The following is a 25,595-nucleotide window of genomic DNA, read 5'->3' as shown; positions in this document are numbered from 1 at the left end:
AATCCGAGTGTTTCTACGCACTCGGATTTTTTTATGTTCTTAAGACAAGCCCTCGACCGAATACATCAATTCTCTGCTGACCAACTCAATGGTCTATCCGATCTCCTTTGCCCTGAACTCATTAATCAATGTCTTGAGGACACAGGCGTTGCCACGCTTCGTAAGCGTAGGCTCCCCATGGAATTGATGGTATGGAGCATTGTGGGTATGTCTCTTTATCGGCATCTATCGATGAGTAAGGTGGTCTCTCAGCTAGATATATTGCTGCCGGGTAAGAAACCCTTTGTTGCGCCGAGTGCGGTTATCCACGCCCGTAAGAAGTTGGGGCATGAGCCAGTAGAAGCGGTGTTCAACCAAACTCAGCAATTGTGGCATGAGAAAACCCCACACCCTGACTGGTACGGGCTCACTTTACATGCTGTTGATGGTGTGGTCTGGCGAACACCAGATACGGCCGACAACGATAAGGCTTTTAGCCGAACAGGTAATCAAACCACGACGTCAGACTATCCTCAAGTTCGCATGGTCTGCCACATGGAATTAACGAGCCATCTGCTCAACAGTGCCGCCTTTGACTCCGTCTCCGTCAGTGAGGTTGACCTCACTGCTCAGCTTATCGACAAAGCCCCAGATAATAGCCTGACCCTGTTTGACAAAGGCTTTTATGCCTTAGGACTTCTCCATCGTTGGCAAAGCCAAGGTAAGGAAAGGCACTGGCTAATTCCCCTGCGTAAAGGGGCGCAATATAAGACGTTAAGAAAATTGGGGCGCGGTCAGGAGCTGATTGAACTCTCGCTGACTGCTCAAGCGAAAAAGAAATGGGCAGATGCGCCGGATACACTAGAAGCTAGACTCATTACCACTAAGGTGAAAGGGAAAGAGGTCCAACTGCTGACTTCAATGACCGACCCCAAGCGTTACATAGGGGCAGATATTGCAGAGCTCTACAGTCATCGTTGGGAAATCGAATTAGGTTATCGAGAGATGAAGCAGTACATGCTTCAAAATAGCCTAACGCTAAGAAGTAAAACGCCGGCGTTAGTCAAACAGGAGCTTTGGGGGATGCTGCTCGCCTACAACCTGCTGCGTTTTATGATGTGCCAGATGGCGTATTCATTGGACACGGTAATGCCATACCAAATAGGCTTTAAGCAGGCATCGATATTTTTGGTGAGTCAGTTGCAGATGCTTCCGGCTGTCGCACCTGGAAGATATCCAGAAGTGCTCCGATATATCCTCGACATGGCAGAAAGCTTTGTGCTTCCAGAGAGGCGGGAGAGGACATATCCAAGAGCAGTAAAGAAAAGGCCAAATCGCTATGCGACTAGGCCTTCTAGAAAGCGTAACTCAGCTTAACTCACATGCATTAGACCTTAGGTCTCCTTTTCTCTAGGGGGAAGAATGAGATTAACCGTTGTTACGAATCCACTCATCCATTTCTGTTTTCAGGTTGTCTGATTTAGTACCGAAGATAGCTTGTACACCACCAGAAACCATAACCACACCTGCTGCACCAAGCTTTTTCAGCTTATCTTGATCAACCAGAGCAGTATCTGCTACCGATACACGTAAGCGGGTGATACACGCATCTAGGTTAGTGATGTTGGCTTTACCACCGAATGCAGCAACCAGATCACCTGCTAGTTCATTACCACTTGATGTTGATTTCTCAGCGCTCTCATCTTCACGACCTGGTGTTTTTAGGTTAAGAGCACGGATAACAAATGTGAATACCACGTAGTACAGTACAGCATAACCAATGCCTAGACCAACCAGCAGTAACATATTGTCAGCACGTGGCGATTGAACCACGAAGTCAATGAAACCGTTAGAGAAGGTGTGACCGTGAACCACGCCCAGCGCGTTAGTCAGAACATAAGCCAGACCCGCTAATACAGCGTGAATTGCGTACAATACTGGAGCAACGAACAAGAATGCGAATTCGATTGGCTCAGTAATACCGGTTAGGAATGAAGTCAGAGCAGCAGAAGCCATGATACCCATTACTTTTGCACGGTTTTCAGGCTTAGCACAGTGAGCGATAGCAAATGCAGCGGCTGGAAGACCGAACATCTTGAACAAGTAGCCACCCGCCAATTGACCGAAGCCATTGCCTGCCGCACGAGAAGCCTCGTCTGCCGTCAGGAAGCATGTCATGATACCGTTAACGGTTTCACCAGCACCGTTCACACAAGTACCTGCTTGGTAGAAGAAAGGTACGTTCCAAATGTGATGCAGGCCAAATGGGATCAGTGAACGCTCAACGATACCGTAGATACCAAATGCGGTTACAGGATCTTGGTTTGCCGCCCAGTCAGAGAAAGTGGCGATCGCAGAACCGATTGGTGGCCAAATGAACGACAGAACCACACCCAGTGCAATCGAAATAAAACCAGTAATGATTGGAACAGCACGTTTACCTGCAAAGAAGCCCAGGTATTCAGGCAGTTGAATTTTGTAGAAACGGTTGAATGACCAAGCTGCAACGCCACCGGCTAGGATACCACCCAAAACACCGGTATCGATGCCGCTCACGCCCATCACTGTTGCCATGACTTTTAAAGTCGCAACCATAATGCCGTAACCGACGATAGCAGACAGACCTGATACACCGTCGTTATTAGTAAAGCCCAGCGCAACACCGACAGCAAATAGCAGAGCCATTTGACCGAAGACTGAACCACCCGCTTGTTCCATGAGATGTGATACAACTTCTGGTAGCCAACTAAAATTAGCGGCACCCACGCCTAGCAAAATACCGGCGACAGGCAAAACTGATACTGGCAGCATCAGCGCCTTACCGACCTTTTGCAGATTCGCAAAAGCGTTCTTAAACATGTTTATGCTCCTGATTAAGTTATTAGAATTGCTGGGACTAACGGCATACCCCCGTAGCCTAAATGTTAGCACCCAGTGAAAATGTAACCACTTTTTGTATTATATTTTCCGGCTCTAAATATATCTTGATACCCCTCAAATTTTCTAGTTTGCGACGAAATTAAGTTTCAAATTACTAATTAGATCACAATCGGCAACCTTTCATTTTCAACTCAAAAAACAGCATAACCATATGTTTTATATAGAGGTAATTATTGATAGCATTAATTTTACTGGGTAAATAAAATAGATAGGCATGTTATTTTTAGTAACAAAATTACAATTTGAGGAATTCCGCTCTATTTTTCAACAAATACAGTAAACACCTGCTTATTTAGAATTTCTTATTTATTTGACGAATAAAAAAGCGAGCAAACGCTCGCTTTTTTATCTAAATATGATTTTCATCGCAAAAAAAGATTTTGAAAATTTTGTGTTGTTTTTTGCGCAACTTCTGTCAAAGAAACGCCTTTTAGATCGGCAATATAGGCAGCGACTTCGACCACATAAGCAGGTTGGTTCTCTTTACCACGATGCGGTACTGGGGCGAGATAAGGTGAATCCGTTTCAATCAATAGACGATCCAGAGGTAAAGCTTTTACGACCTCTTTAAGATCCGTTGCTTGTCGGAAAGTCACAATCCCTGAAATAGAGATATAGAATCCCAGATCCATTGCAGCTTGAGCAAAGGCAAGATCCTCTGTGAAACAGTGAATCACACCACCACACTGCTGCGCTTTTCCTTCTCTCAGTAATTGAAGGGTATCTTGTTGAGCATTACGAGTATGAATGATCAGCGGTTTATTCAGGGCCACAGCAGTCTCAATCTGCTGCCGAAAACGCAGTTTTTGTAAATCGGCGGTTTCTGGTTGGTAATGGTAATCCAACCCCGTTTCGCCAATCGCAACCACTCGAGGATGCTGTGCATATTGGTGGAAAAGATCGAGTGAGAAATCACTCTGCACATCCAGTGGATGCACACCACAAGAAGCATATACTTGCGGAAAAGGCTCAATCATCGCGAGCATCTTAGGGAAAGAGTCGAGCGTAACGCCAACCGAGAGTAAATATTCCACTTTGGCTTGATGCGCTTTGGCAAGCACATCGCTGACATCCGCGTGTAAGTCTTGGTAATCCAACTTGTCGAGATGACAATGAGAATCTACAAACATGTTTCCTCATTACTAAATTGATATAACCATTGCAGCAACAACAGCTCTGTATTCAATCCACTGAACTGGTTCAATTGTTCCATCAGCCTTTCCAAGCTTTCTGTCTGTGCATGAAGTTTAGAATAGGTAAAGCGGCCAGCTAATGCGGTACTTGCAGCGGGATAATAGTCTTGCTGCACACCAAAGTGAATTTTTTGCGCATCGGTCAAAACACACCAAACCCAATACAAATGCGTGGTCAAATCGGCATCGATGAGTGCGATACATTTAAGTTGCGCATTCACATCGCCACTCAGCGCATTCATCAGTTGGCTTTCAAGCTCATGATATTTTTCCGCTCCCCCTTCTAACATAAAGGCACGGGTTTTGATCGGTGAATCTGCGCAAAGATGTAAGGCGTAGGCAGGCGTCGTGATCCCCTGCCCTTTTAGCCACTCAACGACCTGCGCAGTGGTTGGCGCAGGGATCACTAACCTTTGGCAACGGCTGACTATCGTCGGCAAAAGATGCTTAATCCGAGAGGTAACCAAAATAAATAGACAGTTTGGTGCAGGCTCTTCGAGCGTTTTCAGTAGCGCGTTGGCGGAAGATTCATTCATCGCATCGGCAGGCTCAATGACAATCAAACGATAGCCGGAGAGCTGGGACGACTCTTGGGCAATACGATTCATCTGGCGAATTTGCTCCACCGTGATCGATTTCCCTACCTTTTCTGGCTTAACGACATGAAAATCGGGATGATTTCCCGATTGCATGAGACCGCAACTATGGCAAAAACCGCATGGCTCAGTTTGGCTACTCGTACACATCAAGGTGCGGGCCATGAGTTCAACCAAACTCTCAGCGCCTAATCCTTCTGATGCTTGAATTAACGTCGCTGACGAGATTTTTCCTGCCGCTAATCCCGCTTGCCAAGGCTGCCAGACAGGAACTAACCAAGGGTAAAGAGAATTGAGACTAGACACAGTTAACTTGACTCAACCAATCTTGCAATGCATGACGAATATCGGCCGTGACGTATTCAATCGACTGTGCCGCATCAATCATAACCACAGAATCATCGCTCTTGGCTAATTCTAGGTAACGCTCACGAGCACGCTCAAAAAAGCTGATGTCCATTTTTTCAATACGATCCAATTCACCACGGCCACGAGCACGTTCCAAACCAAGCTTAGGGTCGATATCCAAATATAATGTTAAGTCGGGTTTGAAATTTCCAAGTGCAGTCTGTTTGAGGCTTTGCATCGTACTCTGTGCAATCTGTCGACCACCACCTTGATACGCTTGAGAGGACATGTCATGGCGATCACCCACAACCCATTCCCCCCTTGCTAACGCCGGTTTAATGACATTTTCCACCAATTGTACTCGCGCGGCATAGACCAAGAGTAATTCAGTAATGTCTTGAAGCTCTTCGCCCGGGTGTTCTTCTTTCACTAACGCACGTAGCTTTTCAGCCAACACCGTACCACCCGGCTCGCGGGTACGAGTGATACGATCAATGCCGTTTTGCTGCAAGGTTTCAACAACGACTTGAATCGCCGAGCTTTTGCCTGCGCCTTCAAGGCCTTCAATTACGATAAATTTTGCGTTCATTGTTTCGTTCTAAGTTTTTTAAGATAAGCACGCACTGCACTATTGTGCTCAGCAAGAGTTTTAGAGAAATTGTGTCCCCCCTCTCCACTTGCCACAAAGTATAGATACTCCGTTTGTTCTGGATTTAACGCTGCATAAATGGAGGCTTCACCCGGCATAGCGATAGGAGTTGGAGGTAAACCATTGATAACATAAGTATTGTAGGGAGTATGTGCACGTAAATCTTTCTTACGAATATTGCCATCGAAATCTTCGCCCATACCATAAATCACAGTAGGATCAGTTTGCAGACGCATGCGTTTATTCAGACGATTAATAAATACCCCAGATATACGCTCACGCTCCTCTGCAATTGAGGTTTCTTTCTCAATAATCGAGGCCAAGATTAATGCTTCATAAGGCGTCTGGATCGGCAGTCCCTCTTGGCGATGTTCCCAAGTCACTTGCAGAAACTTATCTAATTTCTGATGCGCACGCTTAAGGATATCGAGATCACTCGTCCCTTTAGTAAAGTGGTATGTTTCTGCAAGAAAAAGCCCCTCCAGCTTTTCATGCTCAAGCCCTAAAGCCTTAGCAATATCGATTTCAGTCATGCCCGTCAGTTGCTGGGTGATATTTTCATCGCTTGCGAGGATCTCCCGCCACTCTTGAAAACGACTGCCTTCTACAAAGGTAATGGAAAATTGATGCTCTTTACCAGAAACCAGCAAAGCCAAAGCCTGCGCTAGAGTCATATTAGGTTCTAGCTTGTAGGTTCCTGCCTTAATTCTGGATAGTTCAGGGTGAAAACGACGCACCCATTCGGCAACAAAACTATCTTGGATCCAAGCTTGTTCGGTTAACTGGGCCAGCTCTCGACTGAGACTAGTCCCAGAGGCTATCGTGACTAACTGAGCCTCTTGGATCATCAGAGGCTGAGCCAGATATTGATCCATCTTCTTAACAACATAAAAGTAGCTGCCTGCCAAAACAAAGAACAGCGCAACCAACACCAATACCAGTTTTTTAATCACGAATTACTACTCTCCTGAAATCGTCGCGTCATACTACCTATCGTTAATTGCTGTTCACCAATTTGTCTGACTGGAGCAACCTCAAGCAAAGCATTGGTAATAAAAACTTCCTCTGCGTTCAATAGGTCTTCCAGCGTAAATTCATCAATCACAATAGGAATCTCTTGTCGCTGCGCGAATTCGAGTGTCTGTCGACGCGCAACTCCGGCGACTCCGGCATTTCTTAAACAAGGTGTAAAAATTTTTCCATCTTTACACCAAAATATATTGGCAGCGGTGGTTTCAATCACCTTACCATTGATGTCTAAACAGACCCCGTCATCCCATCCCGCGCTATCCATCTCACGTTTGAGTAAGATCTGTTCCAATCGATTATTATGTTTGTGCCCCGCCAACAGAGGGTTTAATCCCATTCGCTGCTGACAAATCCCCACAGCCAATCCCTTATCACGCCATGCTTGATAGTGGGCTGGAAAAGCAAAGGCGCTAATAGTAACACTGCTTTCACTCACTTGAGTAGGACTGTAACCACGCCCTCCCAAACCTCGGCTAATGTGTATTTTCAGTCCAGCTTTCTCCTGCGGCAGGATCATGCTTTGCAGTCCTTGCCATACCAGATCCCAATTGGGCTCGGGTATGTGCAAGATATCAAGGCAAGCCTGTAACCGCGCCTTATGTGAGGACCATTGCTGCACCTGACCTTCTTTGGTCAGTATAGTCGTGAAGCAACCATCGCCATATTGAAATGATCGATCATGAATAGGCACTTCATTACGCCGTTGACCATTGACCCAGTACATGATCTCACTCCATAAAAAGAAACGGCTCAATGCTATGCATCAAGCCGTCTTAACTCAAGTAAAGAGTGATGAAGTTTTTACATGCGCTTGAAAATCAAGCTACCGTTAGTGCCACCAAAGCCAAACGAGTTACACATGGCGTATTCCATGCTCTCAACTTTACGGGCAACATGCGGTACTAAATCCACACCCAAACCTTCTTCAGGATTATCCAGATTGATGGTCGGCGGAACCATTTGGTCCACCAAAGACATCACTGTGATGATCGCTTCAACAGAACCTGCAGCACCTAATAAGTGACCTGTCATGGACTTGGTAGAAGAAACTAGAACTTGCTTAGTCCCGGCTTCACCCAACGCACGTTTAATGCCTTTCACTTCAGCTACATCGCCCGCAGGGGTAGAAGTACCATGAGCATTAACATAACCAATCTGTTCACCAGTCACGCCTGCATCACGCATGGCCGCTTCCATCGCCAGCGCACCGCCAGAGCCGTCTTCACTCGGTGAAGTCATATGATAAGCATCACCTGACATACCGAAGCCAACCACTTCTGCGTAAATTTTCGCGCCACGCGCTTTCGCGTGTTCGTACTCTTCGAGCACCATGATGCCGGCACCGTCACCGAGCACGAAACCATCACGGTCTTTATCCCAAGGACGAGACGCTTTTTGCGGTTCATCATTACGAGTTGATAGTGCTTTCGCCGCACCAAAACCCGCCATACCCAGTGGCGTCGACGCTTTTTCTGCACCACCTGCGACCATCGCATCCGCATCACCGTAAGCAATCATACGTGCTGCATGGCCGATATTGTGCAAGCCCGTGGTACAGGCGGTAGAGATCGCAATATTGGGACCACGTAAGCCACGCATGATAGATAAGTTACCGGCAATCATGTTGACAATGGTTGAGGGTACGAAGAAAGGGCTAACCTTGCGCGGGCCTTTCTCGATTAAAGCTTGATGCCCGGTCTCAATCAGCTCAAGGCCGCCAATACCCGAACCAATCGCAACGCCAATACGCGCAGCATTTTCTTCATTAACTTCTAGGCCTGAATCTTCCAGAGCCTGAATGCCCGCAGCAATACCATACTGGATAAACAAATCCATTTTGCGAGCATCTTTTTTTGACATGTACTGTTCGCAATCAAAACCTTTTACCAGGCCTGCGAAACGAGTAGAAAAATTGGTAGTGTCGAAGTGCTCAATGTTGACGATGCCGCTTTGGCCGGCCAACAAGGCTTTCCAAGATGACTCTACAGTGTTGCCTACCGGTGACAACATACCCATGCCAGTGACAACAACGCGACGCTTGGACACGATAATATTCTCCGGAATTGAAATTGAAATGAGAGAGGGTTGAGAACTAAGAAAAATTCAGGCGGCCAGTGAGCCGCCTGAGGAGAGATTACTGAGCGTTGCTGGTTACGTAATCGATCGCAGCTTGAACAGTAGTGATCTTCTCTGCTTCTTCATCAGGAATCTCAGTATCGAATTCCTCTTCCAGAGCCATTACCAGCTCAACAGTGTCCAGAGAATCAGCACCCAGGTCTTCAACGAAAGAAGATTCATTCTTTACTTCTGCTTCGTCTACACCTAGCTGTTCAACAATGATTTTCTTTACGCGTTCTTCGATGTTGCTCATTTTTTCTTTTCCTTTACAGATTTCGCCTAATGCGATGATTCCGTAGTTTATTCGAACTAGGGAAAGTTGCAAGCGTGAGGTTTCTGGTCTAACCACAAATTAGACGATTTTAACCGAAATTCACACCATTTTTGATATAAATCATGCATAAATATTGTGCATGTTACTTACATTTTTCACACAAACTTGCCTCACGGGCGCTGAATTTGCTCAATCGCTCAATAAGGCAAAATTGTTAGATCATGTACATACCGCCGTTGACATGCAGTGTCTCGCCGGTAATGTATGCCGCTTCTGGTGATGCAAGGAAAGCAACCGCAGACGCAATTTCTCGAGGATCCCCCAGTCGACCTGCTGGAACCTGCGCTAGTGTAGCAGTACGTTGCTCGTCATTCAGCGCTTTTGTCATATCAGTTTCGATAAAACCTGGTGCAACTGTGTTGACGGTCACACCGCGCGATGCAACTTCACGCGCCATTGACTTAGTAAAGCCAATTACGCCCGCTTTTGCTGCCGCGTAGTTGGCTTGACCTGCGTTACCCATAGTGCCAACAACAGAGCCAACATTGATGATACGACCTTGACGTTTTTTCATCATGCCACGTAAAACGGCTTTAGACAGACGGAAAATCGACGTCAGATTGGTCTCCATAATGTCTGACCACTCTTCTTCTTTCATGCGCATCAGCAGGTTATCGCGAGTGATACCAGCGTTGTTCACCAGAATGTCGACGCCGCCGAACTCATCGGTAATGGCTTTTAGAACCGCTTCAATCGACTCAGGATTGGTCACATTCAATGCCATACCTTTGCCTTTGTCACCCAAGTAGTCGCTGATCGCCTGCGCACCGCTTTCGCTGGTTGCCGTACCAATCACTTTGGCACCACGTTCAGCTAAGAGTTCAGCAATCGCTTTACCAATGCCGCGGCTTGCGCCAGTCACAAGAGCAACTTTGCTCTCTAGATTCATGAATTGACTCATGTTTTCTTCCTGTTGTTATTTCACCGCATCCAAAGAAGCCACGTCATTGACTGCGACACCTTCTAGGGTTTTTACAATACGTTTTGTTAGACCAGTCAATACTTTACCCGGCCCCATTTCAATCAGCTTTTCGACACCTTGTGCGCTCATTTGTTCAACGCATTCAGTCCAACGAACTGGGCTGTAGAGTTGACGAATCAACGCATCTTTAATTTTTACCGGATCCGTTTCAGCCACAACATCAACGTTATTGATGACCGGAATTTGTGGTGCATTGAATTCAAGCTCTGCTAGAGTTTTTGCCAATTCATCGGCAGCGGGCTTCATCAACGCGCAGTGTGATGGTACGGAAACTGGCAGAGGCAGCGCACGTTTCGCGCCCGCTTCTTTACATAGAACGCCCGCACGCTCAACCGCATCTTTTTGACCAGCAATAACCACTTGGCCTGGTGAGTTAAAGTTTACAGGAGAAACCACTTCACCTTGCGCCGCGTCCGCACAGGCTTTAGCAATCGCCTCATCTTCTAGGCCGATGATCGCGTACATTGCGCCCGTGCCTGCGGGGACTGCTTGTTGCATCAATTGACCACGCAGCTCAACTAGCTTGATCGCTTGTTTAAAATCAATCACGCCCGCACATACCAGTGCTGAATATTCACCCAAGCTGTGACCGGCTAAAACCGCAGGTTGCTCAAGATCCAGTTGCTGCCATACACGCCAAATCGCAACAGAGGCGGCAAGCAACGCAGGTTGAGTACGGAAAGTTTGGTTGAGATCTTCCACTGGGCCATCTTGAACCAGCGCCCACAGATCGTAACCAAGCACTTCGGAAGCTTCGGCGAATGTTTGTTTTACCACAGCATACTGCTCGGCAAGGTCAGCCAGCATACCTACTGCTTGCGAGCCCTGACCTGGAAATACGATAGCAAACTTACTCATAAATCTTTCCTTCATCTAAGAATGGATAAGGAGTCCTAGGACTCCTTAAAGTCAAAATTCATTGTGCGTTTAGAACTTCACCAGAGCAGAGCCCCATGTGAAACCGCCACCAAAAGCTTCGAGCAGTAGCATCTGCCCACGCTGAATACGACCGTCACGTACGGCTTCATCCAACGCTGTAGGCACAGTCGCCGCAGAGGTGTTGCCATGACGGTCTAAGGTAATCACCACCTGATCGAGCGACATCGAAAGTTTTTTCGCGGTTGCTGAGATAATCCGGTAGTTCGCTTGATGTGGTACCAACCAATCGAGCTCAGACTTGTGCATGTTGTTGGCTTTTAGCGTATCAACTACCAGTTTAGATAGCTGAGTTACTGCGACTTTGAACACTTCGTTCCCCGCCATGTGCAGCCATTTATCGCTATCACCGCCACGAACCGGCACTTCAAGGCTCAGTAAATCACCAAACTCGCCATCCGCGTGGATGTGAGTAGAAAGAATGCCCGGCTCGTTACTTGCGCCCACCACTACCGCGCCAGCACCATCCCCAAATAAGATAATGGTCGAACGATCTGTGGGGTCACAGGTTTTGGACAACGCATCCGCACCAATCACTAAAACATGTTTGCACATGCCAGATTTGACATGCTGATCAGCAATAGAGAGCGCGTACATAAAACCAGAACACGCTGCGGCCAAATCAAACGCTGGACATCCTTTAATTCCCAGTTTGCCTTGCACTTGGCAAGCGGCTGATGGGAAAGTGTGGCTCGCACTGGTGGTCGCCACAATAATCATATCGATGTCGTGTTTATCAATACCGGCCATGTCTATGGCATTTTGCGCAGCGAAGAATGCCATATCGGCAACAGTTTCATTGTCAGCCGCAATACGACGCTCGCGAATACCAGTACGAGCAACAATCCACTCATCACTGGTCTCTACCATTTTCTCTAAGTCTGCGTTAGTACGCACCTGAGATGGCAAGTAGCTGCCAGTACCTAAAATTTTGCTATACATGAAGACTAATAATGCCTCTCGAGTAAAACCGCTTCCAAACGATCGCTTATACGGCTGGGTACTTGTCGTTTCACCTCATGCACCGCTTCAGAAATCGCATTCACGACCGCGGATACATCAGCACTTCCATGACTCTTAATGACAATGCCGCGCAATCCTAGCAAACTTGCGCCGTTATACTGGTCGGGGTTCAGGGTTTTTAATTCAGTAAAGAGCTCAGAAAACAGTTTTCTTGCAATCCAACCCTTTATGGATGAGGCTAAAAGCGATTTTTTTAACTTATCGATAAAGAGTTGCGCTGTTCCTTCACACGCTTTAAGGCAGACATTCCCGACAAAGCCATCGCACACTATCACATCTGCAGCATCAGTTAACAGTTGATTACCCTCAATATAACCAATGAAATTGATCGCCTGAGTTTGGGTCAGCATTTCCGCACAGCGCTTAACCAGATCATTGCCTTTAATCTCTTCTGCACCGATGTTTAAAATTGCCACTCGTGGAGCTTGCTGTAGATGCTGCTCAGCAAGCGCGGCGCCCATCACCGCAAATTGAAACAGAGAATCGGCATCACTTGAGACATTCGCGCCCAGATCGAGCATCCAGGTTTTGCGGCCAGAAATAGTGGGCAGAGCAGAAACCAGCGCCGGACGATCAATACCCGGTAGCAATTTGAGACGAAAACGCGACAGCGCCATTAAAGCGCCGGTATTTCCGCCACTGACACACGCATCCGCTTGATTTTCAGCAACAAGATCAATCGCCATGCCCATAGAACTGCCAGCACTGTGACGTAAAGCAAGCGAAGGTTTTTCGGAGTTGGAGATGACACGGTCACTGTGCACAATACTTAAGCGCGTATCGGCCGAATAACCAAGAAGAGAGAGTTGTTGAGCGATCTGATGTTGATCACCCACTAAGATCACTTTTAGCTCTGGGAAATGTGACAGTGCCTGCACGGCGGCAGGCACTGTTACGCGCGGACCGAAATCCCCGCCCATTGCATCAAGTGCAACGGTTAAATTTTGCAAAGGTCAACCTTACTTGTTGATAACCTTTTTACCACGGTAGTAACCTTCAGCGGTTACGTTGTGGCGCAGGTGAGTTTCACCTGAAGTTGCATCTACAGATAGCGCTGCAGCAGTTAGCGCATCGTGTGAACGACGCATGCCACGTCTTGAACGTGTTTTACGGTTTTGTTGTACGGCCATGGACCCTACTCCTATGTTAAGAATGCTTAGCGAATTACTTCTTCAAGCTTTTTAAAACATCGAATGGATTCGGCTTCTCTTCCAAAACTTCTTCTGGAAGTTCACCAAACACCAAATTGTCTGAATCAACGCTACAATCCGCTTCGTCATGCATCGCAACTTGAGGCAAATTTAAGATGAACTCGTCTTCAACTAACTGAACTAGGTCAACCTCACCAAACTCGTTTAGATCTACCAAATCATACTCGTCTGGGGCGTCTTCTTCACTTTTACGACCTAAGTAAGGGGTATAAGTAAATTCAACTTCGCACTCGTGTGCGAAAACCTCGTTACAGCGCTGACACTCTAAATCAACTTCGATGTTAGCTTTACCAGAGATAACAACCAGTTGCTGTTCATCAATCTCAAATGACAATGAAACTTCAGCGTCGCGTTTAACGCCTGCGACTGACTCCTCTAAGCGCTTGAACAAATTAGCTTGGATGATGCCATCAAAGTCTAATCTTTTCTGAGCGGCTTTAGCCGGATCAACCGTTCGCGGTATTTTTACCTTTTGCATAGGGCGCGAATATTATCTTCCAAAACAGATTTAGTCAAAGAAAAAGGCAAAAAACTTGGTTTTTTTTCCCTTTCCACAGAGAGCATTATGAACAGCGCATTAGGATACGTTATGCTGCTGTCAAACACGCGATGATTGTAAAGTAAAATGCAAAATTACCAACTAGTTTTAGCTTCTACCTCTCCATTTCGCCAACAAATTCTGGCGAAATTAAAGCTGCCTTTCGTCACTGCAAAACCCGATTGCGATGAAACGCCTTTAATCGGAGAAACACCTGAACACTTAGTGATGCGCTTGGCTGAAAACAAAGCGCGTAGCTGCTTTTTAGCAGAACCGAGCTTAGTGATTGGGTCAGATCAAGTCTGCGTGATCGATGAGCAAATCATCGGTAAACCCTTAACTACTGAAAAAGCCGTTGAACAACTTTTACGCCAAAGTGGTCAAGCGATTACCTTTTATACTGGCTTAGCGCTTTTTAACAACCAAACTCAGCAAACACAGGTGCTTTGCGATACCTTTACGGTACATTTTCGAACCTTATCCGAGAGTATGGCTAGACGTTATGTCGAGGCTGAGCAACCACTGCACTGTGCAGGTAGCTTTAAAAGTGAGGGATTAGGCATTGCCTTGTTTGAGCGCTTGGAAGGCGACGACCCCAATTCGCTCATCGGCTTACCCCTGATTAAGCTCATTCAGTTGTTAGAAAATGAAGGGCTCAATGTCATTTGACTTTAGCGTTGGCATTACACAACGGGCATCGCAAGGTTTTATCACGAAAAAACTAACAGAAAAGGGCGAATTATCGCCCTTTTCTTGTTTAAACATCCAGTGAACGGTTAAGCCTGACGCATTTTTGCCAGTGCTTGCTCCAAATGCGATTCGAGTGGCGCATGGATTTCCAACTTTTTCTCGCTGGCAGGATGCACAAATTGGATGTTTGCCGCATGCAAAAACAGGCGCTCAATCCCAAATTGCGCTGTATAAGCATCAAAGCGGCGATCACCATAACGATCATCCCACGCGATTGGATGCCCCATGTACTGGGTGTGTACACGGATTTGGTGCGTACGCCCAGTCACAGGGCTCGCTTGAACTAACGTCGCTTCAGCAAACTTCTCAAGAATACGGAATCGGGTTTCCGACGGCTTACCGTTGGGGTTCACGCGCACTATGCTGTTGACTTCATTTTTCAGCAACGGCGCATTGACCACTTTACACTCTGCATCCCAATGTCCCATGACTAAAGCGTAGTAGTACTTCTGCACTGTTTTCTCGCGAAACTGAGCTTGTAAGTGACGCAGTGCCGAGCGTTTTTTGGCCACCAGCAAAATCCCAGAGGTATCACGGTCAATACGGTGTACTAACTCAAGAAAACGCGCTTGGGGGCGCAGGGCGCGCAAGGCTTCAATCGCACCAAAGTGCAAGCCGCTCCCACCATGCACTGCCGTCCCAGACGGTTTATTGAGGATGAGTAAATGATCGTCTTCATAGACAATACAGTGTTCTAATTCCGCCACTTTACTGAGTTTGGTACTCGGTGGAGCAGGCTCGTTCTCTTTGACTTCCACGGTGACGGGAGGCACACGCACCACATCGCCCGCTTCGAGCTTGTATTCTGCTTTTACGCGTTTTTTGTTCACGCGCACTTCTCCCTTACGTAGAATTCGATAAACCACGCTTTTGGGAATATTTTTTAATTGGTTGCGCAAAAAGTTATCAATGCGCTGACCAGCCATGTCTTCATCAATGTCGATGAACTGGACTTGAGTTCTGATTTCGTTCATGGCGCTATTCTATCTGGAATCGAGTTAAAGTCACATTTTCTTAGCAACAAAAAAAGCCATTTTTCATTAGCATCAACCCCATTTGCCGACAATTTAACCAAGTTAACCTTGGGCTCACTACCTAATTTGGTCGCGCGGATGCTCCAAGTCTAACATTTCAACCACCTTATCTTTATTTAACAATAAGTTAGATTGTTGGTTTTTTGTAATCTCCCGCAAATAATTTGCGCTACATTGGAAAGCTGATTGCTGACTTTGGCAGTCACTGCTATAGTTCACAGCTGCAAGAGCTGAACCGGTGGCATTTTGTTCTTTACCGTTCAATTTCTGGCAAATTAATGAGTAGTCAGTCGAAAACAAGGTGCAGCACACGGCGTAAGACACACTGTTTGAGGCTTTTTGTTGCTCTACTCGTCGCCTTTTCATGTTGAGTACCCACCGCCTTTATAGCGGATCACAGGCAATCGTTGGCTTGTGAATACTGATGTGCCCCAGAGCATCCCCTCCAGCCGGGAGGCTGTATCGAATAAGCCATGGGATCTGGCACCGTGAAAACGAAACTCGGCAACAAAAACAAGAATCAAAACTATATAAGAAAATGAGATTTCTAAATGAAAAGAATGTTAATTAACGCAACTCAAAAAGAAGAGTTGCGTGTCGCGTTGGTCGATGGCCAACGTCTGTTCGATCTGGATATTGAAAGTCCGGGGCACGAATCGAAAAAAGCAAATATCTACAAAGGCCGCATTACCCGCATTGAACCCAGTCTTGAAGCTGCATTCGTTGACTACGGCGCTGAAAGACACGGTTTCCTCCCTCTCAAAGAAATCGCTCGTGAATACTTCCCTGATGGTTATAGCTACCAAGGTCGTCCAAACATCAAAGATGTGCTGAACGAAGGTCAGGAAGTGATCGTGCAAATCGAGAAAGAGGAGCGCGGTAGCAAAGGTGCAGCCCTAACCACCTTTATCTCTCTAGCGGGCAGCTACTTAGTTCTGATGCCAAATAACCCTCGTGCTGGCGGTATTTCTCGTCGTATCGAAGGCGATGAGCGCACTGAACTGAAATCAGCACTCAGCTCACTAGAATTGCCACAAGGTATGGGCTTAATTGTTCGTACCGCAGGCGTAGGTAAAAGCGCTGAAGAGCTAGAGTGGGACTTAAATGTACTGCTTAAGCACTGGAGTGCGATTAAACAAGCGTCTGATTCCAACCCTGCACCTTTCCTTATCCACCAAGAAAGTAACGTGATTGTTCGTGCGATCCGTGATTACTTGCGTCGTGATATTGGTGAAATTCTTATCGACAGCAACAGCATTTACGAGCGTGCTCTTGAGCATATTCGTTTAGTGCGCCCAGATTTCGTCAATCGTGTGAAAAAATACGAAGGCGAAGTACCGCTGTTCAGCCATTTCCAAATCGAAAGCCAGATTGAATCGGCTTTCCAACGTGAAGTTCGCCTGCCTTCTGGTGGCTCAATCGTTATTGACCCAACCGAAGCCTTGACTTCCATCGACATCAACTCTGCCCGCGCAACCAAAGGTGGCGATATTGAAGAGACCGCTCTCAATACCAACCTAGAAGCTGCGGATGAAATCGCACGCCAATTGCGTCTGCGTGACCTCGGTGGTCTTGTGGTGATCGACTTCATCGATATGACCCCTGTTCGCCACCAGCGTGAAGTGGAAAACCGTCTACGTGAAGCAGTGCGTGTTGACCGTGCTCGCGTTCAAATTGGCCGTATTTCTCGCTTTGGTTTGCTGGAAATGTCGCGTCAACGTTTGAGCCCTTCTCTGGCAGAAGCAAGCCATCACATCTGTCCTCGTTGTAAAGGAACCGGCGTGATTCGTGACAACGAATCTTTGGCACTCTCTGTTCTGCGCTTAATTGAAGAAGAAGCACTCAAAGACAACACATCGCAAGTACTTGCGGTGGTACCTGTCTCTATCGCTTCTTATCTGTTAAACGAGAAGCGTCGCTCAATCAATCACATTGAAAAAGCGCAGCAAGTTCGCATTACTATCGTGCCAAATTCCGATATGGAAACACCGCACTTTGAAGTGATCCGCGTGCGTGAAGGTGAAGAGCAAGATGTTCTCTCTTACCTGATCCCGAAAAAGCTGGAAGCGATGAAAGAAGCGGAAGGCAAAGAAGTAGTCGATGTTGAGCTCAAACCAAAACGTATTGAAGAGCCAGTACTGAAAGGTTTTGCAGCGCCTGCGGAAGCGGTTCCTGCTCCAACACCAAAACCTAAAGCAGAACCTCAACCTGTTGCAGAGGTACAGCAACCTGCGCAGCCTGGTTTCTTTAGCCGTGTGTTTAAAGCGATTGCGAGCCTATTCTCTACGACACCGGAAGCGGCCAAAGTAGAAGCGCCTGTAACGCAGAATAGTGAACAAGACAAACCTCGTCGTGAGCGTAACGATCGTAATAATGATCGTCGTCGTAACCCTCGTGACAAAAACCGTCGCCGCGGTAATGAGGAAAACAACGACCGTAACGATAAAGAGACATCAAACAACAACCGTAAGCCACAAGAGCGCAAGCCAAAGCAAGAGCGTGGTGAGCGTAACGAACGTAATGACCGCAATGAACGTCCAGAAACGGAGCGTCCAGAACGTCAAGATCGTCGTAATAAACGAGATGAAAGCAAAACGGCTAAATTGCTTGAGCAAGGTCGCCAATTAGCGGCTGAAGCACAACAAGAAGTTAAAGCCGTTGAGCCTAAAGAAGAGAAGGCCACGGTTGTTAAAGAACGTCGTCAACGTCGTAAGCTCTCGAAGCAAATTCGAGTCAAAGATCAGCTTGCCGCAGAAGAGTTAGACAACCTGTCTACAGCTCCTGTTGACAATGCGTTCGACGCTCCAGCGCCAGTTAATCTGCCTGTAACCGATGATTTTGCGGATTCGGCTCAAGAGGATAACGAGCAAGATGATCAGAAGCAGCGTCGTAATCGCCGCTCGCCACGTCATCTGCGCGCCAGCGGCCAGCGTCGCCGTCGCGGTCGTGATCGTCGCCCTAACCCATTCCGTCTGCGTAAAGGTGGGGTTGCCTCTCCTGAGATGGCCATGGGTAAAGTGATGCCTCGCTACGACTTAGCGCCGCGTCCGCAATCGCGCCATGAAACTGCTGAAGGTGCTCAACATGTGACCCATGTAACACCGACTGCGGCAACTGCAGTAGTAGAAAGCGAAAAAGTGGCAGCGCCACGCGTACTCGGAGGCGTTGTCTTCCCAGAAATGGCGATGGGCAAGGTCATCGTACGTCGTGAAACTGCTGCGGTTCAACCTGAGCCAGTAGTGCAAGAGCCAGTGATTACTGACGTGATCGCAGAGACACTCATCGCGCCCGTTGAGCCGGTCGTGGTTGAAGCTGCAGTGATTGAAGCTCCGGTAATTGAAGAGTCAGCAACAGAAACTGCTGCGCTAGAAACCGTAGTGGCGAAAGTCGCTGAAGTCGAAGAGCCAGCCACAATCAGTGACGAGGTTGTCGCACAAACAACAGTTGAAGTGATCGCAGACAAAATGGCAGAACCAATTAAGGTTGTTAAGTCAGTGTCAGTGAGTGCAAAATCACTCACCGCGAAAGCGGTCATCCAACAGCCGTACGCCTCATCGCCGATGACTAAAGCACCTGGCTCAGATGACATCCGTGAAGTGCAGGTTAACGCCGCGCCTTTACGTGCTGAACGTTACCAAGCGCGTGGTGCGGGTAGTCAAGTCGCGCGTAATCAAGCCAGTGCGGGCATGAGTAAGCCGCAAAGCTTCTAAATAGCGAAACCATACGATAAGGGCTGCCAACGCAGCCCTTTCTTTTACCCGTGATTCTTATATTTCCCAACAGCCTTGCATCATCTCTTGCGTAGATACCTTGCGTACATACTACTTGGCGTTGCAGCCAATAGCGCTAGAGCTCAAGTAGCAAGGCGCTAACGCTTATTCACGCTGGTGATATGGGCTCACACTGTAATTGATCATTGCACCCTACCGTTCAATTCTGTAGCATCCGCAGTTCAAAATTAACCCGCTTAGTTACACCTTGATCTTTCACTTTATGTTAAGCGGCTCGGTTCACTTCATGCTCATCATTCATGAGCAGCACAAATACGGAACACGGTTTTGCCCATGTTTGAATTCCCTTCTTTCTCGCAGCACTCAATAAAAAATGATGTGTTATCTGGGTTGACGGTCGCACTGGCTCTGGTACCAGAAGCGGTGGCTTTTGCATTTGTCGCGGGGGTCGATCCTATGGTTGGCCTTTTGCCGCGTTTACTGTCGGGCTGATTACCTCCATTTTTGGTGGTCGTCCCGGTATGATATCTGGTGCAACCGGAGCAATGGCAGTGGTGATGGTGAGCTTAGTCGCAAGCCATGGTATGCAGTATTTATTTGCCGCGATTCTTCTCACGGGTTTACTGCAAGTCGCAGCAGGCTTGTTTAAGTTAGGCAAATTTATTCGCATGGTACCGCATCCAGTGATGATTGGTTTTGTGAATGGGCTAGCGATTGTGATTTTTCTAGCTCAACTCGGCCAATTTAAAGCTCCCGATCTCAACGGAGTCATGACTTGGCTACCACAAAAGGAATTGCTCCTCATGTTAGGGCTGGTTGCCTTAACGATGGCGATCATCCATTTTCTACCCAAACTCACCACCGCGATACCTTCTTCATTGGCGGCGATAGTCACTGTCACTCTGCTGGTTCAAGGTTTAGGCTTGGAAACTCGTACCGTCGTGGATTTTCTGCGGGCTATGTCTGGGAATGATGCGGCAACTCTTGCGGGCTCTCTTCCCTCTTTTTCGATTCCCGCGGTACCTCTGACTTGGGAAACCCTAACGATCATTTTCCCTTATGCTTTAATTCTCGCTGCGATTGGCTTGATAGAATCACTGCTGACGCTGACGGTTTTAGATGAAATGACTGGCACTCGCGGCCAATCCAACCGTGAGTGTATGGGGCAAGGCTTAGCCAATATCACCTGCTCCATGTTTGGTGCCATGGGTGGCTGCGCCATGATTGGGCAATCGATGATCAACGTTAACTCTGGTGGACGTGGTCGTCTATCGGGGATAGTCGCAGCCGTATTGCTGCTGTGCTTTATCCTGTTTACCGCTTCTTTGATTGAGATAATCCCGCTTGCGGCATTAGTCGGCGTCATGTTTATGGTGGTGATTGGCACTTTTGAATGGGCTACCTTCAAATTAGCGCGCCGAGTTCCGAAACAAGATTTCTTCGTCATTGTGTTGGTGACAGTGGTCACTTTGTTTACCGATTTAGCGATTGCGGTCGCAGTCGGTGTGATTGCCTCTGCGTTGATGTTTGCATGGGAGCACGCCAAGCATATTTACGCAGCCAGCCATATCAATCCTGATGGGCATAAGGAATATCATATTCATGGCCCCATTTTCTTTGGGTCGGCCGCGAACTTCCTTGAATTGTTTGATGCGCACCATGATCCTAAAGAAGTGATTGTCGATTTCGCTCGCTCACGCGTGGCCGATCATTCAGCGATTGATGCGATAGAAACCTTAGCGGAACGTTATGCCGCCGTTGGTAAAACCTTGCACTTGCGCCATTTAAGCCAAGACTGCCGCGCTCTACTACAGAAAGCAGGCAGCTTAGTGGAAATCAACCTTAAAGAAGATCCAACCTACAAAGTCGCTAGTGATGTTTTGGCGGGATAATATCACCAAGGCAGCCTTGCGCTGCCTTGTTCACAACGGCCAGCCATCCATGATTTAACTTGCTGATAATTTAGCCTTTCTCTAGCATGGTACTTCCACTTTCTTCTGGAGCACACCATGACATGGATTTTTCTCACCCTGTTTGCTGCCTTTATGCAAGCATGGCGCAACGCATTCCAGAGCCGTTTATCTGGCGATGTGACAACAGCAGGTGTGACCCTCGCACGCTTTCTCTGGGCAAGCCCGATTGCTGGCGTGTATCTGATCGCACTCTATAAATGGCAACCTGCCGCATTACCCACCTTCTCCAGTGCATTTTGGCATTATGTGGTCGGCGCATCGTTCATGCAGATCCTGGCTACCGCGTTAATGGTCAAGCTTTTTAAATACAACAACTACGCGGTTGGTGCTGGGCTGGCTAAAAGCGAAGCTTTGGTGGCTGCAATCTTGGGTATGCTGTTTTTCGGCACTCAACTCACGGTATTAGGCTGGCTTGGTGTAGTGATTGGCGGGGTTGGAGTCTTTATGCTGAGCAGTCACGGCGGTTTTAAACAGCTTTCACTCCCGACCGTACTTCTTGGCTTGAGCAGCGGTAGTGCATTTGCTCTCACTTCACTCTGGGTTCGTGAAGCCAGTCTCGCCTCACAACTCCCCTTCCCTTACAGCGCAGCTTGGGTATTGTTGTTGGTCATCTCGCTGCAAACACTCTGTTTGGTCGGATACTTGCTCATTAAAGAGAGATCGACCTTGTACAAGCTTTGGCAACGCCCGAGGTTAGTCATGCTGACCAGTGTGAGCAGTTGCTTAGGCTCGATAGGTTGGTTTAGCGCCATGTCATTGCAAGCCGTGCCTTATGTAAAAACGCTTGGCCAAGTGGAGATCTTTTTCACTATGTTGATTTCCATCTTCTGGCTAGGTCAAAAAGTGCGAATTAAAGATGGATTCGGGCTTATCTTAGTGGCTCTGGCCGCTATCTTGGTGATGTGGACCTAACTCAAGTGGCCATCCATCCTACTGACTATTCTTAACGTAACGGCATAAAAAAACCCTCCTTGCGGAGGGTTTGTATTTCCCGATTTGTTTCGTGCTAGCGAAAACCAATCACATTACTTTTTCGCTTTTGGCGCTTTCGCCGCTTCTTGATCTGCTTTCTTTACGATAACAGTGGTGCCTTCGAAAGTTTGACCTTCAACGAATGGCTTACCGTAGTAAGAAGCCAGCAGAACTTCTTTCAGCTCAGCGATCAGTGGGTAGCGTGGGTTTGCACCAGTACATTGGTCATCAAACGCTTCAACCGCTAGCTCATCCACTTTTGCAAGGAAGTCTGCTTCTGCTACACCCGCAGCTTGGATTGATTTTGGAATGTCTAGGTTAACTTTCAGTTCATCCAACCAAGTTAACAGACGCTCAATCTTCTGCGCAGTACGGTCACCCGGCTGGCTCAGACCTAAGTGGTCCGCCACTTCTGCGTAACGACGACGTGCTTGTGGACGGTCGTATTGAGAGAATGCCGTTTGTTTGGTTGGGTTGTCGTTCGCGTTGTAACGTACTACGTTAGCAATCAGCAGAGCGTTCGCCAAACCGTGTGGTAGGTGGAACTCAGCACCGATTTTGTGCGCCATGGAGTGACATACACCCAAGAACGCGTTCGCGAATGCAATACCAGCGATAGTGGCTGCGTTGTGTACTTTTTCACGAGCGATAGGATCTTTCGCACCATTCGCGTAGCTAGACGGTAGGTACTCTTTCAGCATCTTCAGCGCTTGTAGTGCTTGACCGTCTGAGTATTCGTTCGCAAGAACGGATACGTAAGCTTCGAGTGCGTGAGTTACCGCATCGTAACCACCGAAAGCGGTCAGAGACTTAGGCATATTCATCACAAGGTTCGCATCTACGATCGCCATTTGTGGTGTCAGTTCGTAGTCTGCTAGTGGGTACTTAGCACCAGTCTTGTCGTCAGTCACAACCGCGAAAGGTGTAACTTCTGAACCCGTACCTGAAGTGGTAGTGATACAAACAAGCTCTGCTTTTTTACCCATTTTAGGGAACTTGTAGATACGCTTACGGATGTCCATAAAGCGCATAGCCAGTTCTTCAAAGTGAGTATCTGGGTGCTCGTACATTACCCACATGATCTTCGCCGCATCCATTGGTGAACCACCACCTAGAGCGAGAATTACATCTGGTTGGAAGCTTTGCATTGCTGCAGCGCCTTTTTCTACGACAGACAGTGTTGGATCCGCTTCTACTTCGAAGAATGTCTGAACTTCCATGCCTTGCGCTTTCAGCAGGGCAACCACGTCGTCTGCATAACCGTTGTTGAATAGGAAACGGTCAGTAACTAGGAATGCGCGTTTTTTACCTTCTAGGTCGCTCAGCGCGATTGGAAGGCTACCACGGCGGAAGTAGATAGACTTAGGTAGTTTGTGCCACAACATGTTTTCAGCTCGCTTCGCAACAGTTTTCTTGTTGATTAGGTGCTTAGGACCTACGTTCTCAGAGATTGAGTTACCACCCCAAGAACCACAACCCAGAGTCAGAGACGGTGCAACGTTGAAGTTGTACAGGTCACCGATACCACCGTGAGTGGTTGGGATGTTGACAAGAATACGGGCAGTTTTCAGTTTGTCACCGAAGTAACGGATACGGTCTGCGTTAACGTCTTGGTTGGTGTACAGACCTGAGGTGTGACCGATACCGCCGATCTCTACCATGGTCACTGCTTGTGCAACCGCGTCTTCGAAGTTGTCAGCACGGAACAGGCCCAGTGTTGGAGACAGTTTCTCGTGAGCGAATTCATCGTCATAAGAGACTTTGCCCAGACCTTCACCCACCAGCACTTTAGTATCTGCAGGTACTTTTACGCCTGCCATTTCCGCGATAGCAGCAGCAGGTTGACCTACGATCTTCGCGTTCAGAGCGCCATCAATCAGCAGCACTTTACGCACTTTGTCTGCATCCGCTTTGCTCAGGACGTGCGCTTTGTGCGTTGCAAAACGCTCTTTCACTTCGTCGTAAACTTCGCTCACTACGATAGCCGCTTGCTCAGAAGCACACACTACACCGTTGTCGAACGTTTTAGACATCAGGATAGAAGCAACCGCACGTTTGATATCTGCAGTTTCATCGATAACAACAGGAACGTTACCTGCACCTACACCGATGGCTGGTTTACCAGAAGAGTAAGCCGCTTTCACCATGCCTGGGCCACCCGTCGCAAGGATCAGTGCGATACCATCGTGTTTCATCAGAGCATTTGACAGTTCAACTGAAGGTTGGTCAATCCAACCGATGATGTCTTTTGGTGCACCCGCTGCGATTGCGGCATCCAGAACCAGTTTCGCTGCTGCGTTGGTTGAGTTTTTCGCACGTGGGTGTGGAGAGAAGATGATACCGTTACGAGTCTTCAAAGAAATCAGTGATTTGAAGATCGCGGTTGAGGTTGGGTTAGTCGTTGGAACGATACCACAGATGATGCCAACAGGCTCAGCGATAGTCATAGTACCTAGGTTGTCATCTTCTTCGAGGATGCCACAGGTTTTTTCGTCCTTGTACTTGTTGTAGATAAACTCAGAAGCAAAGTGGTTTTTGATTACTTTATCTTCAACAATACCCATACCTGATTCTTCTACCGCCATTTGTGCTAGCGGGATACGTGCTTGGTTTGCTGCTAGAGAGGCTGCGCGGAAGATTTTGTCTACTTGTTCTTGAGAGAAAGTAGCAAATTCAGCTTGAGCTGCTTTAACGCGAGCAACCAGAGCATCAAGTTCAGCCAGATTAGTAACAGGCATAATGAATCTCCTAAAATAAAAAAATGTTAAAAACTCTTTAGTAAGTGTGCTGCAGTTCGTTTTTACTGTGGTTCAAAGACTTAACTTACAACCGACTTAGTAAATTGCTTTCACGGCTGAGTATAATATTTCAGACTGTGAAAAAAATTGACTCAGATCAGTTATGAAAAACTAATTACCTAACAAGTGGTACCCAAGAGTAAAAACATAAATTAAACAATTGAAATTAAACGATTTAAACAAAAAATCACTCGTGATTAAAAAAACCGCACTTAGCTTTCAAAAACTAAAAAAACTACAACAGCCTGTAAAAAAGTTTCATTTTTAAACACAACTGCCACTTTTAAGAGGGGCTTAACGTGCTACTGAGAGTATATCGGTTATGTTTATGACCACCAGCCATTACCTAAGTTTTTACAAAAAATGTGCGAATGTTAACAGGCAGCATTATGATCAAACAAAGTTGACACAAGAATGACACTTACTCTTTGCATAATTCTTCATCAATTAGTTTTTCTCAC

At 47.2% G+C, this 25,595-nt stretch carries 21 protein-coding genes and 1 pseudogene; 5 read left to right on the top strand and 17 right to left on the bottom strand.

Features of this window, described 5'->3' with window-relative positions; genetic code table 11:
• Positions 1-33 precede the first annotated feature (33 nt).
• Positions 34-1,356 (top strand): IS4 family transposase, encoded by a 1,323-nt coding sequence (locus R4537_RS09880; protein ID WP_043992589.1) that lies wholly within the window; start codon positions 34-36, stop codon positions 1,354-1,356.
• A gap of 51 nt (positions 1,357-1,407) precedes the next feature.
• On the opposite strand, the gene ptsG is transcribed toward R4537_RS09880, so the two are convergent.
• From ptsG to yceD, 14 genes are all read right to left on the bottom strand, one after another.
• Positions 1,408-2,838 (bottom strand): PTS glucose transporter subunit IIBC, encoded by a 1,431-nt coding sequence (gene ptsG, locus R4537_RS09875; protein WP_000475678.1) that lies wholly within the window; start codon positions 2,836-2,838, stop codon positions 1,408-1,410.
• 443 nt (positions 2,839-3,281) lie between these two features.
• Positions 3,282-4,049 (bottom strand): TatD family hydrolase, encoded by a 768-nt coding sequence (locus tag R4537_RS09870; protein WP_000497149.1) that lies wholly within the window; start codon positions 4,047-4,049, stop codon positions 3,282-3,284.
• A complete protein-coding gene (locus R4537_RS09865; RefSeq protein WP_071177829.1) occupies positions 4,040-5,014 on the bottom strand; it encodes a DNA polymerase III subunit delta' in 975 nt (324 codons plus the stop codon). Before R4537_RS09865 ends, R4537_RS09870 begins: the two co-directional genes overlap by 10 nt.
• The gene (tmk, locus tag R4537_RS09860) at positions 5,007-5,645 is read right to left on the bottom strand and encodes a dTMP kinase (RefSeq protein WP_071177830.1); all 639 of its coding nucleotides are present in this window, start codon (positions 5,643-5,645) and stop codon (positions 5,007-5,009) included. Before tmk ends, R4537_RS09865 begins: the two co-directional genes overlap by 8 nt.
• Positions 5,642-6,658, bottom strand: coding sequence for an endolytic transglycosylase MltG (gene mltG, locus R4537_RS09855; RefSeq protein ID WP_000592347.1), 1,017 nt, complete (start codon positions 6,656-6,658; stop codon positions 5,642-5,644). Before mltG ends, tmk begins: the two co-directional genes overlap by 4 nt.
• A complete protein-coding gene (gene pabC / locus R4537_RS09850; protein WP_000289967.1) occupies positions 6,655-7,458 on the bottom strand; it encodes an aminodeoxychorismate lyase in 804 nt (267 codons plus the stop codon). The genes mltG and pabC overlap by 4 nt, the downstream gene beginning before the upstream one ends.
• Positions 7,459-7,535: 77 nt before the next feature.
• Positions 7,536-8,780, bottom strand: coding sequence for a beta-ketoacyl-ACP synthase II (gene fabF / locus R4537_RS09845; protein ID WP_000044695.1), 1,245 nt, complete (start codon positions 8,778-8,780; stop codon positions 7,536-7,538).
• Between the two features lie 88 nt (positions 8,781-8,868).
• Positions 8,869-9,105: an acyl carrier protein gene (acpP, locus tag R4537_RS09840; RefSeq protein ID WP_000065130.1), complete on the bottom strand. Its 237-nt coding sequence runs from the start codon at positions 9,103-9,105 to the stop codon at positions 8,869-8,871.
• Positions 9,106-9,340: 235 nt separating this feature from the next.
• Positions 9,341-10,075, bottom strand: a complete 735-nt coding sequence (gene fabG, locus R4537_RS09835) for a 3-oxoacyl-ACP reductase FabG (protein ID WP_071177904.1) — start codon at positions 10,073-10,075, stop codon at positions 9,341-9,343.
• A gap of 27 nt (positions 10,076-10,102) precedes the next feature.
• On the bottom strand, positions 10,103-11,026 hold the full coding sequence (gene fabD, locus R4537_RS09830; protein ID WP_000032620.1) for an ACP S-malonyltransferase: 924 nt from the start codon (positions 11,024-11,026) through the stop codon (positions 10,103-10,105).
• Between the two features lie 69 nt (positions 11,027-11,095).
• Positions 11,096-12,046, bottom strand: coding sequence for a beta-ketoacyl-ACP synthase III (locus R4537_RS09825; RefSeq protein ID WP_000287005.1), 951 nt, complete (start codon positions 12,044-12,046; stop codon positions 11,096-11,098).
• A gap of 5 nt (positions 12,047-12,051) precedes the next feature.
• Positions 12,052-13,077, bottom strand: a complete 1,026-nt coding sequence (plsX, locus tag R4537_RS09820; RefSeq protein WP_001180560.1) for a phosphate acyltransferase PlsX — start codon at positions 13,075-13,077, stop codon at positions 12,052-12,054.
• A gap of 9 nt (positions 13,078-13,086) precedes the next feature.
• Positions 13,087-13,257 (bottom strand): 50S ribosomal protein L32, encoded by a 171-nt coding sequence (gene rpmF, locus R4537_RS09815; protein WP_000290732.1) that lies wholly within the window; start codon positions 13,255-13,257, stop codon positions 13,087-13,089.
• A gap of 34 nt (positions 13,258-13,291) precedes the next feature.
• Entirely contained in the window at positions 13,292-13,816 is a 525-nt protein-coding gene (yceD, locus tag R4537_RS09810) for a 23S rRNA accumulation protein YceD (protein WP_071177831.1), read from the bottom strand.
• 147 nt (positions 13,817-13,963) lie between these two features.
• Here yceD and R4537_RS09805 point away from each other — a divergent pair, with 147 nt between their 5' ends.
• Complete coding sequence (locus R4537_RS09805; protein ID WP_071177832.1) at positions 13,964-14,545, top strand: Maf family protein; 582 nt, start codon at positions 13,964-13,966, stop codon at positions 14,543-14,545.
• Between the two features lie 107 nt (positions 14,546-14,652).
• Here the strand turns inward: R4537_RS09805 and rluC are convergent, their stop codons facing one another.
• Positions 14,653-15,600: a 23S rRNA pseudouridine(955/2504/2580) synthase RluC gene (gene rluC / locus R4537_RS09800; RefSeq protein WP_071177833.1), complete on the bottom strand. Its 948-nt coding sequence runs from the start codon at positions 15,598-15,600 to the stop codon at positions 14,653-14,655.
• Positions 15,601-16,211: 611 nt separating this feature from the next.
• Between rluC and rne the strand changes: the two genes are divergently transcribed.
• Together rne and R4537_RS09790 are read left to right on the top strand one after the other, a co-directional pair.
• Positions 16,212-19,370 (top strand): ribonuclease E, encoded by a 3,159-nt coding sequence (rne, locus tag R4537_RS09795; RefSeq protein WP_080483196.1) that lies wholly within the window; start codon positions 16,212-16,214, stop codon positions 19,368-19,370.
• 354 nt (positions 19,371-19,724) lie between these two features.
• A pseudogene (locus tag R4537_RS09790) lies at positions 19,725-21,283 on the top strand (SulP family inorganic anion transporter).
• Between the two features lie 2 nt (positions 21,284-21,285).
• On the opposite strand, the gene R4537_RS09785 reads toward R4537_RS09790, so the two are convergent.
• Complete coding sequence (locus tag R4537_RS09785) at positions 21,286-21,420, bottom strand: hypothetical protein (protein ID WP_080483197.1); 135 nt, start codon at positions 21,418-21,420, stop codon at positions 21,286-21,288.
• Here R4537_RS09785 and R4537_RS09780 point away from each other — a divergent pair.
• Complete coding sequence (locus R4537_RS09780) at positions 21,401-22,276, top strand: DMT family transporter (RefSeq protein ID WP_000219802.1); 876 nt, start codon at positions 21,401-21,403, stop codon at positions 22,274-22,276. The two genes, R4537_RS09785 and R4537_RS09780, sit on opposite strands and share 20 nt — an antisense overlap.
• 113 nt (positions 22,277-22,389) lie before the next feature.
• On the opposite strand, the gene adhE is transcribed toward R4537_RS09780, so the two are convergent.
• Positions 22,390-25,074 (bottom strand): bifunctional acetaldehyde-CoA/alcohol dehydrogenase, encoded by a 2,685-nt coding sequence (adhE, locus tag R4537_RS09775; protein ID WP_001145580.1) that lies wholly within the window; start codon positions 25,072-25,074, stop codon positions 22,390-22,392.
• Between the last annotated feature and the right edge of the window lie 521 nt (positions 25,075-25,595).

The sequence above is a fragment of the Vibrio paracholerae genome (assembly GCF_037672085.1).
In the GTDB taxonomy this organism is placed as follows: Bacteria; Pseudomonadota; Gammaproteobacteria; order Enterobacterales; family Vibrionaceae; genus Vibrio; species Vibrio cholerae.
The sequence above is the reverse complement of the archived record's forward strand: the minus strand, read 5'-3'. Positions and strand labels throughout refer to the sequence as shown.